This is a genomic window from Rubrivivax sp. A210 (genome assembly GCF_904426505.1).
Taxonomy (GTDB): domain Bacteria; phylum Pseudomonadota; class Gammaproteobacteria; order Burkholderiales; family Burkholderiaceae_C; genus Rubrivivax.
Map to the genome: position 1 here is coordinate 1 of NZ_CAJGBN010000072.1, position 15,641 is coordinate 15,641.

General features: G+C 68.2%; 12 protein-coding genes and 1 pseudogene. 1 reads left to right on the top strand and 12 read right to left on the bottom strand.

Going from position 1 to position 15,641, the window contains the following annotated elements; genetic code table 11:
• Nucleotides 1–147: 147 nt before the first annotated feature.
• A pseudogene (locus tag JMV16_RS24375) lies at nucleotides 148–533 on the bottom strand (hypothetical protein); the annotation flags it as partial.
• Between the two features lie 163 nt (nucleotides 534–696).
• Nucleotides 697–2,106 (bottom strand): MFS transporter, encoded by a 1,410-nt coding sequence (locus JMV16_RS23200; RefSeq protein ID WP_201496707.1) that lies wholly within the window; start codon nucleotides 2,104–2,106, stop codon nucleotides 697–699.
• Between the two features lie 227 nt (nucleotides 2,107–2,333).
• Between JMV16_RS23200 and JMV16_RS23205 the strand changes: the two genes are divergently transcribed.
• A complete protein-coding gene (locus JMV16_RS23205; RefSeq protein ID WP_201496708.1) occupies nucleotides 2,334–2,819 on the top strand; it encodes an acyl-CoA thioesterase in 486 nt (161 codons plus the stop codon).
• On the opposite strand, the gene JMV16_RS23210 is transcribed toward JMV16_RS23205, so the two are convergent.
• The 10 genes from JMV16_RS23210 to JMV16_RS23255 form a co-directional block, all read right to left on the bottom strand.
• Complete coding sequence (locus tag JMV16_RS23210; RefSeq protein ID WP_201496709.1) at nucleotides 2,816–3,703, bottom strand: sugar phosphate isomerase/epimerase family protein; 888 nt, start codon at nucleotides 3,701–3,703, stop codon at nucleotides 2,816–2,818. The genes JMV16_RS23205 and JMV16_RS23210 overlap by 4 nt on opposite strands.
• A gap of 10 nt (nucleotides 3,704–3,713) precedes the next feature.
• On the bottom strand, nucleotides 3,714–4,610 hold the full coding sequence (locus JMV16_RS23215; RefSeq protein WP_201496710.1) for a 4-hydroxyphenylpyruvate dioxygenase: 897 nt from the start codon (nucleotides 4,608–4,610) through the stop codon (nucleotides 3,714–3,716).
• 186 nt (nucleotides 4,611–4,796) lie between these two features.
• Entirely contained in the window at nucleotides 4,797–5,579 is a 783-nt protein-coding gene (aroD, locus tag JMV16_RS23220; RefSeq protein ID WP_201496711.1) for a type I 3-dehydroquinate dehydratase, read from the bottom strand.
• Nucleotides 5,580–5,619: 40 nt separating this feature from the next.
• Complete coding sequence (gene aroD / locus JMV16_RS23225) at nucleotides 5,620–6,408, bottom strand: type I 3-dehydroquinate dehydratase (protein ID WP_201496712.1); 789 nt, start codon at nucleotides 6,406–6,408, stop codon at nucleotides 5,620–5,622.
• A 66-nt stretch (nucleotides 6,409–6,474) separates the two neighbouring features.
• Nucleotides 6,475–7,305 carry a sugar phosphate isomerase/epimerase family protein gene (locus JMV16_RS23230; protein WP_201496713.1) on the bottom strand — a complete coding sequence of 277 codons (831 nt, stop codon included), beginning with the start codon at nucleotides 7,303–7,305 and terminating at the stop codon, nucleotides 6,475–6,477.
• Nucleotides 7,306–7,459: 154 nt separating this feature from the next.
• Nucleotides 7,460–9,226 (bottom strand): thiamine pyrophosphate-binding protein, encoded by a 1,767-nt coding sequence (locus JMV16_RS23235; protein WP_201496714.1) that lies wholly within the window; start codon nucleotides 9,224–9,226, stop codon nucleotides 7,460–7,462.
• Between the two features lie 64 nt (nucleotides 9,227–9,290).
• On the bottom strand, nucleotides 9,291–10,142 hold the full coding sequence (locus tag JMV16_RS23240; protein WP_201496715.1) for a citryl-CoA lyase: 852 nt from the start codon (nucleotides 10,140–10,142) through the stop codon (nucleotides 9,291–9,293).
• A 34-nt stretch (nucleotides 10,143–10,176) separates the two neighbouring features.
• Entirely contained in the window at nucleotides 10,177–11,625 is a 1,449-nt protein-coding gene (locus JMV16_RS23245; RefSeq protein WP_201496716.1) for an aldehyde dehydrogenase family protein, read from the bottom strand.
• Between the two features lie 375 nt (nucleotides 11,626–12,000).
• On the bottom strand, nucleotides 12,001–12,570 hold the full coding sequence (phaP, locus tag JMV16_RS23250; protein ID WP_201496717.1) for a TIGR01841 family phasin: 570 nt from the start codon (nucleotides 12,568–12,570) through the stop codon (nucleotides 12,001–12,003).
• Nucleotides 12,571–12,816: 246 nt separating this feature from the next.
• A complete protein-coding gene (locus JMV16_RS23255; RefSeq protein WP_201496718.1) occupies nucleotides 12,817–15,438 on the bottom strand; it encodes a response regulator in 2,622 nt (873 codons plus the stop codon).
• Between the last annotated feature and the right edge of the window lie 203 nt (nucleotides 15,439–15,641).

The window sequence follows — 15,641 nt, forward strand, 5'->3', positions numbered from 1 at the left end:
CGGGTTCCCGTGTGAAAGTAGGACATCGTCAGGCTATTTACCAGAATGGGCCCCAACCGAAAGGTTGGGGCCCTTTCGCCTTTGGGCACTCCATTCGGCCAAGGCCGCTGTAGCGATTGTCGGTAACCGAGGTCGTTGTCGCCTCAGTCACTCAGCCTTGGGCTGAGTATGTTGAATGCTGGCAGCCATCGGGACCACTGCATCGCGCCCTGGGTTGAGGGTGATCGAGCCGATAGGCGACCAGTTCCTCGTGTTGCCAGAACAGCGTGCCGGGTGCGCATCCCTGTGCCCTGCCTGTACAGCGCATCCCGGGCCGACAAGATGGCTTGATCGTCGCCGGCATGGCCCTGCTGTGGGCTGACGTAGCGGATACCGCTGTGGCGGTGGTCGAACTTCTACCAACGCACGAACTCAGCCGCCCTTGACCTGGTCTCGTTCAGACTGGCGAAGCCTTTGGCAGGGAACTCCGGCCGATACTTGGCGGTGCGGAACAGCGAACCGGCGTCAGCATCCGCCACGTCACGCCGCGCGAATGGTCGGCATGTCCACCGTCAGCACCGAACAGGCCGAAGTGTTGGACGCACTCAACCTCAAGAAGCCCGGTGCCAACGCTCAAATGTCCTTGCTGTAGTGGCAGCCGAAAGGGCCGACTCTACGCAGATCAACCACTTACAGCGTTTGGTGTCGAACTCGGGATCACATGGCCGCTTGGCCGAGCCTCGTCTGGCGCAAGGTCTGTTTACGATGCCGTTGATACTCGCCGGCCTCGACTGGCACGGCATTGGCGTTGCCGAGGTCGTTCATGTAGATGCGGTAGGTCTCGCGCGACGACCAGGCTGCGGCTGCCGCAACCGCTGTCACCGCCAGCGTGATCGAGCCGATGACGACCGGAATATTCGTCGATCCCGGGGGCGCCACGGTGGCGAAGAGGGCCGGCAGCACGGCCGTCACCAGCGTGCCCAGGTTCAGCGAGATCGCCATCGCCGAGACGCGGGTGCGGGTGGGGTAGAGCTCGGGGTAGAAGCTCGGGAAGACCGCGTTGTAACCCTGGTAGACAACGCCCCACATCAGCAGCGACATCACCACCGCCAGCGGCACGTTGTGGATGCTGATGGCGTAGAGGTAGCCGAAGGACAGCAGGCCCGAGGACAGCGCGCCGACGATGATGGGCGGGCGGCGACCGATGCGGTCGGACAGGCTGCCCACTAGCGGGATCACGAGCACCGCCAGGATGTTGCCGAGCACCGGAATCCACAGGTAGACGTCCTTGGAGAAGCCGATGCCATAGCCCGGCTGCACCGCATAGGCGGCGCCGAAGATCGAGGTCACCACCGGGATCACGTTCATCAGCGCCATGCAGATCACGCGCAGCATGTCGCGCCAGCTCTCGGCGATGGCCTGAACCATGGGGGCGCGCGGCATCTTGCCCGCTTCGCTGACCTCGGCGAATGCTGGCGTCTCGTCGACCTCGCGGCGGATGATCCAGCCGGCCACGATGACGATGAAGCTCAGCAGGAAGGGAATGCGCCAGCCCCAGCTGCTGAAGGCCTCGGTGGGCATGTAGTGGGCCAACGGCAGGAACACCGCCGCAGCCAGGATCTGGCCGGCCTGCACGCCCTGCAGCGTGAAGCTGGCAAAGTAGCCGCGACGGCCGAAGGGCGCGTGCTCGAGGATCATCGAGCTGGCGCCCGAGATCTCGCCCGCCACCGCAAAGCCCTGGATCAGGCGCAGCAGCACCAGCAGCGCCGGCGCCAGAAGGCCAACCTGGTCGTAGGTGGGCAGCAGGCCCACGGCCACAGTTGAGAAGCCCATCAGGAACATGCAGATGACCAGCACGCTCTTGCGCCCGTGGGTGTCGCCCCAGTGGCCGAGGAAGAAGGCGCCGATGGGGCGCGCGACATAGCCCGCGCCGTAGGTGGCCAGCGAGGCGACGATGGCGGTCTTGGGGTCGCCCTTGGGGAGGAAGATCTGCGGAAAGATCAGTGACGCCGCGGTGGCGTAGATGAAGAAGTCGTAGTACTCGAGGGCCGAGCCTATCCAGCCGCTGGCCGTGGCCTTGCGCGTCTGGTGCCTGCCGGCGGGCTCGTGATCGTGGCTTGAGGCCATGTCTTGTGACCTGGGTGGCGTGTCTTCACTTTAGGCAGCCAGACCCACTTATCCCAGAGGCTTGGGTGGGGTCCCGGGCGATGATCGGACGTCGCCGTCCGATCAGTGGCCGAAACGCGGGTTAGCCCCGAGGCACCCGCGGCTGGCACTGGCTGTTCCCCGCGGGCCGGGCTCGGGACAATCGATGCACGCGACGAAGCTACCGGCGCAGGCCCGAGGAAAGAACGATGGAACTACCGGCACACCAGCTCACGATGACGGTGCTGATGACGCCCGACACAGCCAATTTCGCCGGCAATGTACACGGCGGCACCCTGCTCAAGCTGCTCGACCAGGTGGCCTATGCCTGTGCCAGCCGCTATGCCGGCCGTTACGTGGTGACGCTCAGCGTCGACCAGGTGATCTTTCGCCAGCCCGTGCATGTGGGCGAGCTGGTGACGCTGCTGGCCGCCGTCAACCACACCGGCAGCTCGTCGATGGAGGTGGGCATCAAGGTCATCGCCGAAGACATCCGCACGCAGAAGGCGCGGCATGTGAACAGCTGCTTCTTCACCATGGTTGCGGTCGACGACGAGCGCAAGCCGGTGCCGGTGCCGCCGCTGCGACCCTTCTCGCCCGACGAGCGCCGCCGCCATGCTGCCGCCATCGTGCGGCGCGAGATGCGGGTGGAGACCGAGAAGCGCTTCGCCAGCTTGCGCGTGGAAGGCGCTTAAGCCGACGGCGTCCTGAGCCGCATCGCCCCGGGCAGGGGCACCAATCGGCGCAGCACATCCTCAGAAAGCCACACGGCCGAGCGGCGTGCGCGTTCGGCTACGGCCGGCAGCGGCAGCTGCTGGTAGTCGTCGTTGCTGACATCGAAGCTGTAGTTGCCGCGGTAGCCCAGGCGGTCGAGCGCGAGCACGAACTGTGACAGGCCTTCGCTGTTGACGCCCTCGCCCGGGAACACGCGCGAGTTGTGGCCGGCGGCGATGTTCTCTTCCAGCGTGGGCGGCTCGTCGGACATGAAGTCGGACAGCTGCACAAGGTGGATGCGCAACGGGTCCACCAGATCGAGGTCGTCGAGATCGTCCTTGCCGGCAAAGACATGGGCCGAGGCTAGGGCGATGCCTAGGTTGGGGCAGTCGGCGCGGTCGACCAGTTCCCAGGCCTTGGTGTAGTGGCGCACCGTGCGCGCCCACGACAAGGCCTCGTAGGCGATCTGGATGCCGTGCGGCAGGGCCAGCATGCCCAGCTTGTGCAGGTCGCGCGACAGCGTGGCGCCGTCGGTGGAAGACTGGCGATGGGTGGATGCGCTGGCCACCAGCACCTTGCAGCCCAGCGCGGCACACATCTGGATCATGGACTTGGCCATGCCGACCTTGTGCTCGTGCAGCGGGCCCGACAGGCCCTCGAAATCGCGCAGCGCGCCGAAGGCGGCCACGCGCAGGCCGCTGGCGCGCACCGCGGCGATGGCGGCCTCCAGGCCCTGCTCATGGCCCACCAGGTCGCGTGCGCTCAGCGTCAGCTGGCCGAAGCCGGCCGCGCGCATGGCCCTCAGCTTGGCCGGCAGCGGGCCGGCCAGCGAGGCCGTGTCCATCGCGAATTCGGCGATCTTCATGGCGGCAGGCTCAGCGCCGCGGATCGTGGACGAGCTCGAACACCACCGAGCGCAGCGCATTGCGCGTGATCGCGCCGCGCTCGGTGACGCGCACCGGAGGCGTGTCGATGAAATCCACGCCAGCGCCACGCAGCACCGCCACTGCGGCCGGCACGTCGGGTGTGCCGAAGCCGATGCGGTGGAACAGCTCCTGCTCGTCGTAGACCACGGTGGCGCGGTCGGGCTCGATCAGCTGCAGGTAGAAGCCGGTGGCACCGCCCTGCGGGCTTTGCAGCAGCGTGCCCTTGGGCAGGATGCCGAAGCTGGTGTCCTGAGGCAGGCGCACAAAGCCGAAGAGGCGGTGGTAGAACTCCACCCAGTCGTCGGTGCGCTCGCTGCCTATGTATTGCACGATGCCGAACCAATGCAGGCCGGCCGTGCCCTCGGGCTGGGGGTCGGCGCCCGGGATGGGCGTGAAGTCGACGCTGTAGATCGAGAAATCGCGGTAGCGGTCGACGAAGTAGATGTGGGCGCCGCCCGGGCCGTGGATGCCGGGGATGTTGAGCTCCATCACATGGGCGTGCATGGCCACTTCCCAGGCCCCCAGCGCCAGCGCGCGCTCATGGGCGGCGCGGGCGTCGCGCACCCGGAAGGCCAGGGCGCTGATGCGCGGGGCGCCGTCGTCGGTGGCCAATGTCGAGCGCAGCACGCCGGCATGGGCGTTGACGACCACGTTCATGCCGCCCTGGCGGTAGAGCAGCACCTCGCGCGAGCGGTGGCGCGCCACGGCCTTGAAGCCCATGGCCTCGAGCACCTGGCCCAGGGCCTGCGGCTGCTTGGTCGAGTACTCGACGTACTCGATGCCGTCCATGCCCAGCGGATTGGGCGCTTCGCCTAGGGCCTCGCGGTCGAACACTGCGACTGGCATGCCATCTCCTGGATCGGGTCTGCGGGGCGGCTGCCAGCGCTGCGCGCCGGCCTTGCGGCGGGCCTTGCGGCGGGCCTTGCAAAACACGGCTGTCGCCCCCGTGCCGGGTCATTCTGCATGAGAAAAGAGCGCCAGCGCCGGCAAACGGAAGGCCCGCTCGCCCGGGCCCGCCACCGGCGCTGACGCTCAAGAACCGAGGGTGGTCTTGCGCACGGTGGCCAGCATGGCGCGCAATTCATCGATGGCCACCTGGCCGGGCGCCGAGCTGGACTTGCCCACCGCGAAGGTGGCGGCCGAGCCATAGATCCAGCCCATCATGCGGCTGACCGAGCCGATGGCGCCCATCGACATGCTGATGACCGGGATGTCCAGCGCCTGGCTGGCGCGCAGGGTGGCGGCCAGCAGCGTCAGCACGTCGGCCGGGTCGCGCGGCATCACCGCCAGCTTGGCGACATCGGCGCCCAGCTCGCGGGCGCGCATGAACTTGGCGTCCAGCTCGGCGCCCGAAGGCGTCTGCTGGAAGTTGTGGAAGGACATCACCATCGCGATGCCGTGCTGCGCCGAGGCGCGGCGCAGCAGCGCCAGGTCGGCCGGCGCGTTGGAGAGTTCGTAGTCGATCAGCTCGACGCACCGGGCTTCGCAGACGGCGGCAATCAGCGCCACCACGGCCGGCTCGGCGATGGGAAGCGTCTGGCCACCCTCGGTGACATTTCGGCGCGTGAACAGCACCGGGATGCCGCCCGCCGCCGCGCGTATGGCCAGCGCCGTGGCGATGACCTGGGTGGTGTCGGCGATGGCCTCGAAGAAATCGACGCGCCACTCCAGCATGTCGGGCCGCTTGGGCAGGATGGCGGCCAGTTCGTCCTGGATGGCGCCGGCGTCGCGGCCGACCAAGGGCGTGATGATGAGCGGAAAGGCGCCGTCGGCGATGGGGCGGCCTTTGAGCAGGATGGGGCGTGCGGTGGTCATGGTGCGCTGCTGGATGTGAAAGGGGTGGGGCGGCCAGGCCTCAGAACATCTCGCCACCGCGCGAGCGGCGGATGATGTCGAAGACGGTGACGAGGTCGCCGAGCGGAATCTGCCCCGGCGCCGAGGCCGATTCGCCGACGCCGTAGGTCAGGCCGGAACCGAAGAGGCCGCCGATCATGCGCGAGACCGCGCCCAGCGGCCCCATCGACATGCTGATCAGCGGGATGTGGGCCTTGGCGTCGGCGCGCTCGGTGGCGGCCAGCAGGGTCAGCACGTCGGCGCGGTCGCGCGGCATCACCGAGACCATGGCGACATCGGCGCCCAGGCGCTCGGCCTCGAGGAACTTGTCGACCAGGAAGTCCAGCCCCGGCGTGTAGCTGAAGTTGTGGTACGAGAGGATGAGCCGCACCTTGTTGAGCTTTGTCGCGGCGCGCACGCGCCGCACATGCTCGGCCTCGTTGGCCATCTCGAAGTCGATGAAGTCGACCCGGTGGCTGGCGGCCACGGCCTCGTAGAGCTCGACCACCTTGTCGTCGGCGATGGCAATGCGCTCGCCGCCCTCGGTGGCCGAGCGCCGCGTGAAGATCAGCGGCGTGCGGCCCAGCAGCTCGCGCAGCGCGGCCACCGTTTCCAGCACGGCCTTGGTGTCGGCGATGGCCTCGAAGTAGTCGACCCGCCACTCGACGATGTCGGGCTTCTGCGCCATCACTCGGGCCGCTTCGGCCAGCAGGCCGGCGCGCGTGCGGCCCACCAGCGGCGTGCCCAGCAGCGGCGTCTCGCCGCCCAGCTTCTTGCCGCGCGCATCGATCATCTTCTTGCTCTGCTTCATGCGATGCACTCCAAAACCTGTCTGACTAAGTGTGAGGCCCAAGCGTCTTCGGTACGCTGACCGCGATCAGGCTAAGCGGCCCGGCCGCTCGCGCACCAGATAGGCCTTGAGCGTCTCCAGGCAGCGCGTCGCGTGCTCGGCATAGCCCAGCTCTTCATGCCGCTCCGTGTTGGGCAGTTCGATGGAGAAGACGCAGTCGGGCGGCAGGTGGTCGACGACGCTGGCGACATCGATGCCGCCTTCGCCGACATAGCTGCGTGCCTCGCGCAGGATGCGGATCATCTCGGCGCGCTCGGTGGGGATCTCGGCCGGCGCGTCGCACAGATGGGCGAAGTGGAACCACTCGCGCGGCAGCGCGTCCAGGTCGGCCGGGTTGTCGCGGGCGCGGTGGAAGTGGTGCATGTCGACCATCAGGCCGGCGTTGGGGCGGTTCACCGTGCGCAGCACGTCCACCGCCTGGGCCAGGTTGGCCACCGCGGCGATGGGCACGTATTCCAGGTCCACCGTCAGGCCGAAGGGGCGGGCCAGGTCGCAGATACGCGCGAACTTGTCGAGGTAGTCGTCGCGCTCGCCGCCCCAGATGCTGGACAGCACGGCCTTGGCGCCGAGTTCGGCTGCCACTTCCATCGCCGGCAGGTACTTGGTCGGGTGCAGGCCCTCGTAGACGCGGGCCAGCTCGATGTCGTGTACGCGCACGCCGGTGTCGGCCAGCGCGCGCTTGGTCTGGCGCAGCATTTGCGGGTTGTCGGCCAGCGCGTAGTTGGGTTCGCCGGGCAGGCCCATGAAGATGGGGCGGATGCTGACGAAGTCATAACCCGCACGCGCCGCGATGTAGGTCATCTCGGGCGGCGGGCAGCCCAGCACCGTGAGGTGGGCGAGCGAGAACAGCTGTGCCATGGGGATCCTTGGACGGCGGCGGTGGCAGATTCAGAAGGTGTGAAGGAACCGTCGCGAGCGGCCCGAGCTTGGTTCGAGCACCGCAGCCGTACACCCGTACTTTGATGCGCGCAGGACCGAGATCGGGTCGCGCAGCAGGTTCATTCGCGCCTTCTCAGTCGCCGGTGCTGACGTGGTGCACCTTCTTGCCGGGCGAGTAGATGTCCATGATGTTCCAGTGCCCGGCGGTGGGCACCGGCTCGTTCTTCATGTAGACATCCAGCACCACCGGCTTCTTCAGCGCGATGGCCTTCTCGAGCGCAGGCTTCAGCTCGGCCGCCGATTCGATCTTGATGCCCTCGACGCCGTAGGCGCGGGCGATGGCTGCATAGTCGGGCGAATAGCTCTTGCCGTCCTTCTCGAACACGGTGGCGAAGGTGGTGCCGTAGTGCGCCATCTCCAGGCCGGCGATGGTGCCGAAGGCGTGGTTGTTCATGATCACCCAGATCACGGCGATGTCTTCCTCATACGCCGTGGCCAGGGCGGCCGGGTTCTGGCCGAAGCCGCCGTCGCCGATCAGGGCCACCACCACGCGGTCGGGCTCGGCCACCTTGGCGCCCAGCGCCGCCGGCGAGCCGAAGCCCATGGTCGCGAAGCCGCCCGGCGTGAACACGCTGCCCGGTGTGTAGACGGGGTATTGCTGGGCCATGCCGTTCTTGTTCCAGCCCACGTCGGTACACAGGATGGCGTCGCGCGGAAGGGCCTGGCGCAGGTCGGCCAGGATGCGCTCGGGGCGCATGGGCCAGGCGTCGCTGGTCCTCGCGGCCTGGTTGCCGGCCACGAAGCTCTGGCGGTTGGCAGCCATCTCGGCCACCAGGGCAGGGCGCTGCACGCCAGCCGGCAGCAGGCGGCGCGCGACGCGGTTCAGCACCTTGAGCGCCTGCTTCAGGTCGGCCATGGCGCCGATGGCCACGGGGTAGTTGCGGCCGATCTCGGCCGGGTCGATGTCGATGTGGATGAGCTTGGTGACGTCGAAGTCGAAGGTGTAGGCCTTCTCCCACGAGCTGCAGTCGGCCTCGGAGAAGCGCGTGCCCAGCGCGAGGATCCAGTCGGCGCCCTTGCACTTGTCGTTGATGTAATGCGTGCCCCAGAAGCCGGTCATGCCCAGGATCAGCGGGTGGTCGTCGGGCAGGGCGCCCTTGCCCATCAGGCTGTGCGCCACCGGCAGCTGCAGATGCTCGGCAAAGGCGCGCATCTCCTCGGCTGCGTCGGCCAGCAGGATGCCGCCGCCCACGTAGAGCACCGGGCTCTTGGCCTCGAGCAGCTGGCGCACGATCTTCTCGGCGGTCTCGTCGTCGATGGAGGGCTTTTGCAGCTCGCGCGCATTCTTCAGCACGCGGTCGAACAGCTCGCTGTCGATTTCCTTGGAGAAGATGTCCATCGGCACGTCCACCAGCACCGGGCCCGGGCGGCCGCTCTCGGCCAGCTGGAAGGCCTTTTCCATGATCTCGGGGAAGAGATGCGGCGAGTCGACACGCCAGGCGCGCTTGACGAAGGGGCGGTAGATCTCGTACTGCGAGGCGTCGGCGTGCAGGTTGACTTCCTGGTGCGGATGCTTGCCGTAGTAGTGCGTGGGCACGTCGCCGGCGATCACCACCATGGGGATGGAATCGAGCGCGGCGTTGGCGACGCCGGTGGCCGCATTGGTGAGGCCGGGCGACAGGTGCGACAGCAGCACCGAGGCTTTGCCGGTGGCGCGGGCATAGCCGTCGGCGGCATGGGCCGCAATCTGCTCGTGGCGGGTGTTGATGAAGCGGATCTTCTCGCTCTTGGACAGCGCCGCGAGCACCGCGATATTGGTGTGGCCGCAGAGGCCGAACATGTGCTCGACGCCGCGGGCCTCGAGGTACTTGATGAGCAGGTTGGCGATCTGGTCTTTCATGGGGTGTCTCCTTGCGGCCCGCGGCGCCACCTGGCGCTGAGCCTTTTGTGGGGTTGAAGGCTTCTCAGTCCTGGGCCGGCACCGGGCGGGGCGCCGCGCCGGTGTAGCGGTAGGGGATGGTCTTGGGCATGGGGCCCTTGATGCGCGCGCCCTGCTGCTTTTGCTCCCAGGCGTGGGCCAGGATGCCGACGGCGCGCGAGAGGATGAAGATGCCGCGGCCCAGCTCGGGCTCGAAGCCGAGCTCGCAGTAGATGATGGCGGTGACGCCGTCGATGTTCATCGGGATGGGCTTGGGCCGGCCGCGGCCGAGCACCGCCTCGACCGCGCGGCCGATGCGGGCGAAGCGTCCGCCCACCACGCCCTTGGCCTGGGCCGCGTCCACCAGCGCCAGCAGGCGCGGCGAACGCGGGTCCAGCGGGTGGAAGCGGTGGCCGAAGCCGGGGAAGATCTTGATGCCGCGCTCGCGCCAGCGGCCTATCACCACCTCGGTGGCGCGCGTCACGTCAGCTTCATCTTCGACATGAGCGCCCGCCTCGGCGGCGATCTCGCAATACAGCTCCATGCACTGCTGGCCGGCGCCGCCATGCACGTCGTCCAGCGCATTGATGGCCGAGGCCATGGCGCCATTGACCGGCAGGCCGCAGGACACCGCCATGCGCGAGATCGCGATCGATGGTGCGTGCGGGCCGTGGTCGACGGCCGCCACCATCGAGTGCTCCAGCAGCTCGGCCTGCGCCGGCGTCGGCAGTTCGCCGCGCAGCATCAGCCAGATCATCTGCGGGAAGCGCACCGTGCCGATCAGCTCCTCGATGGCGTAGCCGCGCATCGCGATCTTGCCGGGGTGGATGTCGATGATGGAGGTCGACCACCACGCCTGCGCGTCGTCGATGATCTCTTCGGGTGTCTTGGCGGCCATGAAGGGCTCCGGTGCGGGTGGGGCGGGGCGGTGATCAGGTCGTGATGGTCTCGACTTCGGCCTCGAGCGCCGGGTCGTAGAAGCTGCCGAACAGCTCTTCGTCGGAAGGCTTGTCTTCCTTGATGGGCACCGAGACCCAGGTCGTGTTGAGGTAGTGCTTGAGGCCCACGTTCTCGGACACGACGTTGCCGCCCCAGGTGCCGCAGCCCAGGCTGCTGGTCATGGGCATGCCGTTGTTGAAGGCGCCGGCGTTGGCCTTGCTCTGCGGCTGGCGCACCATGATTCGGCTCACCGGCGCGGCCAGGCCGAGGCGGTGGATGTGGTCCGGGTCGAAGGAGTAGATGCCGCAGGAGTGGCCCTTGCCGCCCACTTCGTAGACCGCGCGCATCATGTCCAGCGCCTGGTCGAAGCCCTTGTACTTGTACACAGCCAGCAGCGTGGTGAGCTTCTCGCCGGAGTACGGGTGCTCACGGCCGATGCCGTCGCCGTGGACGATGATGAACTTGCGGTCGGCCGGGATGCTGAAGCCGGCGGCCTTGGCCAGCGCCTGCGGCGCGATGGCCACGGTGTCGGCCGTGCGGTGGGCCTCGTCGTCCCACATCGCGCGGCGCAGCAGGGCCTTCTCTTCGGCCGAGGCCAGGTAGCCGCCTTCCACCTGCAGCTGGGCCAGCAGCTTGTCGAAGATGCTTTCCTCGATGATGAGGTTGCCGTCGGCCGAGCAGCCGGAGCCGAAGTCGCTGGTCTTGGACAGACGGGTGTTGTAGGCCGCTTCGACGATGTCGGCGGTCTCGTCGATGATCATCGTGGAGTTGCCCGAACCCACGCCGTAGGCCGGCGTGCCCGAGCTGTAGGCGGCGCGCACCATGGGCTGGCCGCCGGTGGCGACGATGAGGTCGGCGCGCGCCATCAGCGCCTGCGACATCGGGATGTTGACCTTGGTCAGGCACTGCAGGATGTCGGCCGGCGCGCCTTCGCGCTCCAGCGCCTCGCGCATCAGGCGCACGGTCTCGAAGCTGGTCTTCTTGGAGCGCGGGTGCGGCGAGAAGACGACCACGTCGCGCGCCTTGATGCCGTAGATGGCATTGCCGGCCGGGGTCAGGTCGGGGTTCGTGGTCGGCACGATGCAGGCGATGATGCCGGCCGGCTTGCCGTACTTGACGATGCCCTTCTCGGGGATCTCTTCGATGATGCCCACGCTCTTCTGACGCAGTGCATCGCGCAGCACGCCGCGGATCTTCATGCGCTTGCCCATGCGGCTGGCGGCGTCGCCCAGGCGGCTTTCGGCAATGCCCATGTCGACCAGGCGTGTGAAGGTCTGCTTGTTGGCCACCGCCCAGGCCACGGCCTGGCACAGGCGGTCGACGCGCGCCTGGTCATAGGTCTCGATGATCGCCAGCGCCTTGCGGGCGCGTTCGAACACCATGTCCAGCTCTTCCTGCTGCTCGGCGGTGATGGGGTTCACGGTCTGGGGGGCGGTTGCCATGGTCGATGTCTCCGGGTTGATGTGGGGCTCTACGGGGCTGGGAACCGCGTTGCTGACGGTGCCTGCCGGCTGCGTTTCCATGGTTTGCAGAATAGGTTTCCCACCCCGGGGCCACAAGGCGCACCAAGACCAGAATGTCCGATCATCGGACGTTGTTGTCCGGTCATCGGCCGTTCTCATGGTTATCCCTGGGTCGGGGTGAAAGTGGCGGTGGAGATCACCTGGGCGGGCCGCCGGCACGGCTTGGGGGAGGGGTGGCCGCGACAGGGCGGCGGGCCGGCAAGAAGATCGGCGCCACAAAGGAAAACGGGCCGGCAAGGCCGGCCCGTTTTCGGGGGTGGTGCAGGGCAGGCTGGGCCTGCCCGTAGGCGCTGCTTAGGCGGCGCGCTTGGCGGCCTTGGCGGCGGTGGCCGTGGCGGCCTTGGTGGCGCTGACGGCCGAGTTGGTGACGGCGGCGAAGTTGGCTTCGGCGACTTCGGTGGCCTGCTTGGCGGCCTTCTGCACGCTTTCGAAGGCGTTGTTGGCGGCGGCGACGGCCGACTTCACCAGGGCGACGGCGTTCTCGCTGCCGGCCGGGGCGTTCTTGACGGCGCTGTCAACCAGGGCCAGAACCTTTTGCTGGCCGTCGGCCAGGGTGGCTTCGGCCACCTTGGTCAGCTCGGCGTTGCTGCCGGCCAGGATGTCGTACAGGGCGCGGCTGTAGGCGCTGGCCTTCTCGGCCACGGGCTGCAGCAGGCCGGCTTGCAGGGCCAGCAGCTCTTGCGCGTCCTTGGCCGACAGGGCGGCGTAGGTGGTTTCGGCGACTTCGGCCAGCGAGCTGCGAACCACTTGCAGGTTCAGCTCGACCAGCTTCTCGACGCTCTCGAAGACCTTGCCGGTGAGGCCGAAGAGGGTTTCGACATTGGCCTTCTGGGCGGCGGCGAATTGCTCGGGGGTGAAAGTCATGGTGATCTCCTGGAGGGTGGTCAAAAGTTGGGGTGCACTTGCCGCATCGCTCAGACTGCTTTGCTGCGCTGCAACATGACCCGAAGTGTAGAGGCCTCGACGGTGGATGCAAGCTGTTTTTGCTGCAATGCAACAAAATAGGGGCCTGGTTCTAGAAACGCAGCGGGCGCCGCGCCGGGCGTTCCCGGGTGGGCGGAGGGCGGCTTGGTTGCGCGCCCGATGCGGGCGCTCTTCCCTGGGCGCCGTTCAGCCGCCTTGCCTGTTCTGGCCCGTCGCCAGCCAGTGCAGGATCCTGGCGTAGAGTGTGTCCGGGACCATGGGCTTGCCGATGAAATCGTCCATCCCCGCCTCCAGGCAGAGCCGGCGGTCCTCGTCGAAGACATTGGCCGTCATCGCCAGGATGGGCGGCTGGGCGCCGCCATTGAGGGCGCGGATCTGGCGCGTCGCTTCCAGCCCGTCCATGCGCGGCATCTGCACGTCCATCAGGATCAGGTCGAAAGGTTCCAGCGTTGCCCGCTCGACGGCCTCGACGCCGTCCTGCGCCGCCGTGCAGGCCAGCCCCGCGCCTTCCAGCAGGCCGGTGGCGATCTCGCGGTTGATGGGGTTGTCCTCCACCAGCAGCACGCGGCAGCCGGCGTGGTGGCGCCGCAGCAGCGCAACGGCCGCCTCGGCCGGCGCGGGCGGCGGGGCCGGCAGCGGCGCCTGTACGCGCAGCCGCGCGGTAAACCAGAAGCAGCTGCCGGCGCCAGGGCTGCTGTCGGCTCCGCTGTCGCCGCCCATCATCGTGGCCAAGCGCTTGACGATGCTCAGCCCCAGGCCGGTGCCGCCATGGACGCGGGTGGTGGAGTTGTCGGCCTGCTCGAAGGGCTCGAAGAGCCGCGCCAGGGCCGCGGGTGCAATGCCTATGCCGGTGTCGCTGACCTCGAAGCGCAGCAGCAGCCCGGCCTCGGACGCCTCGGCGACCGTTGCGGCCAGTGTGACGCTGCCGCTTTCGGTGAACTTCACGGCGTTGGCCGCATAGTTCAGCAGCGCTTGCTTCAGCCGCATCTCGTCGCCCGCCAGCCGCGGCAGGTCTGGCGGCGCCCGCACCGCCAGGTCCAGCCCCTTGGCCCGCGCACCTGCCTGCACCATGGCGGCCACGCTGTCGAGGATGGCCACGACATCGACATCACCCTCCTCGAGCACGAGCCGGCCGGCCTCGATCTTGGACAGGTCAAGCACGGCGTCGATGATCTGCACCAGGTGCTGGCCGGCGGTCTCGATGCGGGCAAGCTGCTGCGACTGCGCCGGTGCCAGGCCGCCTCGGCGCAGCAGGTAGGCCATGCCGGTGATGGCGTTGAGCGGCGTGCGGATCTCGTGGCTCATATTGGCCAGGAAGGCGCTCTTGGCCCGGTTGGCCGATTCGGCGCGCTTGCGCGCCACCTCGAGCTGGGCCGTGCGTTCGGCCACCTGGTCTTCCAGGTGCAGGCGGTGGTGGTCGAGCTCGGCCAACATGCGCGCCAGCTGTTCCTCGGCGATGCGGCGAGCCGTGATATCGCGGAAGGACCACAGCCGCGCCTGCTCGTCCTGCAGCACCACCGTCTGCGTGTAGCGCTCGAACACGCGCCCGTCCTTGAACTCGACGAAGTCCAGGCACTGGCGATCCGAGGCATAGAGCGCCTGCACGCCGATCAGGAACTCTGCCGGATGGTGCAACTGGGCGAGGACGTGGTCGATGAGGGGCTGGTCGTGATCGGCTTCGGCCAGCTCTTCGGGTATGCGCCACAGCTCGCGGAAGCGCGTGTTCATCGCCAGCAGCTGCCCGTGGCCGCCGACCACCAGGATGCCGTCGGCCGTCGAATTGAGCGTGGCCCGCAGCAACGCATCGTTGGAGGCCAGCTGTTGCTGGTGGCGGCCGCTGCGCAGCAGCAGCCAGGAAAAGCCGCCGGTGATGAGCAGCGCCAGCGGCACGGCCAGGGCGGCGCGCATCCAGGCTGCATCTGCCGCGGCCGCAGCTGGCGCCAGCGCCGCGGCTTCGTCGAGGCCGACGTTCACGATCAGCGGCAACGGATCCAGGCGGGCCCAGCCGTAGAGGCGTGCCCGGCTGTCGGCAAAGGCCACCTGGCGCGCCACGCCATGGGCAGGCGCTCCGGCTTGCAGGAAAGGCCGGTCGGCCGGCAGGCCGGTGCCGAGCAGCTTGTCGATGTCGTGGCTGCGCGCCAGATAGCTGCCGTCGGTAAAGAACAGTGAGATGGCGTCGTGGGGGCTCGTCGGCATGGCACCCAGCTCGTCGGACAGGTACTGCGGTGACAGTGACAGCATGGCCACGCCGGCGAAGCGCCCGTCGGTGCCCAGCAGCGGCCGGGTCAGCACCACGATCCAGTCCCCCGATGCACGCGAACGCACGGGCTTGTTGATGTAGAGGACGTCCGTCACGCCCTTGGCATGGACACTGAAGTACTCGCGGTCGCCCACGAAGGGCGCTGGCGTGGTCGGTCGCGACGAGTAGCGGATGGTGCCGCCGGCGTCCGATGCCGAGAGGTGGACGACGGCGCCCTCGGGAAAGGCCTCGAGGGTGGTCTGGGCCGACACCTTGGCCGCCGCCAGCTGGCCGGCGGCGTACTGGTCGCGAAACTGGCGCAGCAGGCGGTCGGCGCCCAGGATGAGGGTACGCACCTGCTCGGCCTTGGCGCGCGCCAACTGCTCGGCGTGCAGGCTTTCGCGGGCGATGGCCTGGGTCTGGAGGTCGCGGTGGCCGGCATGCACGCTCCACAGCTGGAAGGTGATGATGGCCACCACCACCACGGGCATGCCCCAGGCCAGGCGGCGCAATCTGGCCCCGCCCGGGTTGGCGGGTGCGACCGAGGCGAGGGCGACAGGGGACTGCATAGTGGCGTTTGCGAAGTTGTCCCGCCGCGGCAGCCGGCCGCGACCCAAGACTGAGTTCGCCCTGACCTGACGACAACCAGGGATTTTCCGGGCCTCGCCGCGCACGGGGCTTGACCTGACACAAGGCGGGCGGTCAGGGCCAGGGCCAGGGCCAGGCCTGGCTCGGCAGCATCTGCGCCGAACCCGGCATCTGCGGTGGATGC

Coding starts and splice junctions, on each gene's coding strand:
- JMV16_RS23200 (WP_201496707.1), bottom strand. CDS start 2,106: ATGGCCTCAAGCCACGATCACGAGCCCGCCGGCAGGCACCAGACGCGC.
- JMV16_RS23210 (WP_201496709.1), bottom strand. CDS start 3,703: ATGAAGATCGCCGAATTCGCGATGGACACGGCCTCGCTGGCCGGCCCG.
- JMV16_RS23205 (WP_201496708.1), top strand. CDS start 2,334: ATGGAACTACCGGCACACCAGCTCACGATGACGGTGCTGATGACGCCC.
- JMV16_RS23245 (WP_201496716.1), bottom strand. CDS start 11,625: ATGGCAACCGCCCCCCAGACCGTGAACCCCATCACCGCCGAGCAGCAG.
- phaP (WP_201496717.1), bottom strand. CDS start 12,570: ATGACTTTCACCCCCGAGCAATTCGCCGCCGCCCAGAAGGCCAATGTC.
- JMV16_RS23240 (WP_201496715.1), bottom strand. CDS start 10,142: ATGGCCGCCAAGACACCCGAAGAGATCATCGACGACGCGCAGGCGTGG.
- JMV16_RS23230 (WP_201496713.1), bottom strand. CDS start 7,305: ATGGCACAGCTGTTCTCGCTCGCCCACCTCACGGTGCTGGGCTGCCCG.
- aroD (WP_201496712.1), bottom strand. CDS start 6,408: ATGAAGCAGAGCAAGAAGATGATCGATGCGCGCGGCAAGAAGCTGGGC.
- aroD (WP_201496711.1), bottom strand. CDS start 5,579: ATGACCACCGCACGCCCCATCCTGCTCAAAGGCCGCCCCATCGCCGAC.
- JMV16_RS23215 (WP_201496710.1), bottom strand. CDS start 4,610: ATGCCAGTCGCAGTGTTCGACCGCGAGGCCCTAGGCGAAGCGCCCAAT.
- JMV16_RS23235 (WP_201496714.1), bottom strand. CDS start 9,226: ATGAAAGACCAGATCGCCAACCTGCTCATCAAGTACCTCGAGGCCCGC.
- JMV16_RS23255 (WP_201496718.1), bottom strand. CDS start 15,438: ATGCAGTCCCCTGTCGCCCTCGCCTCGGTCGCACCCGCCAACCCGGGC.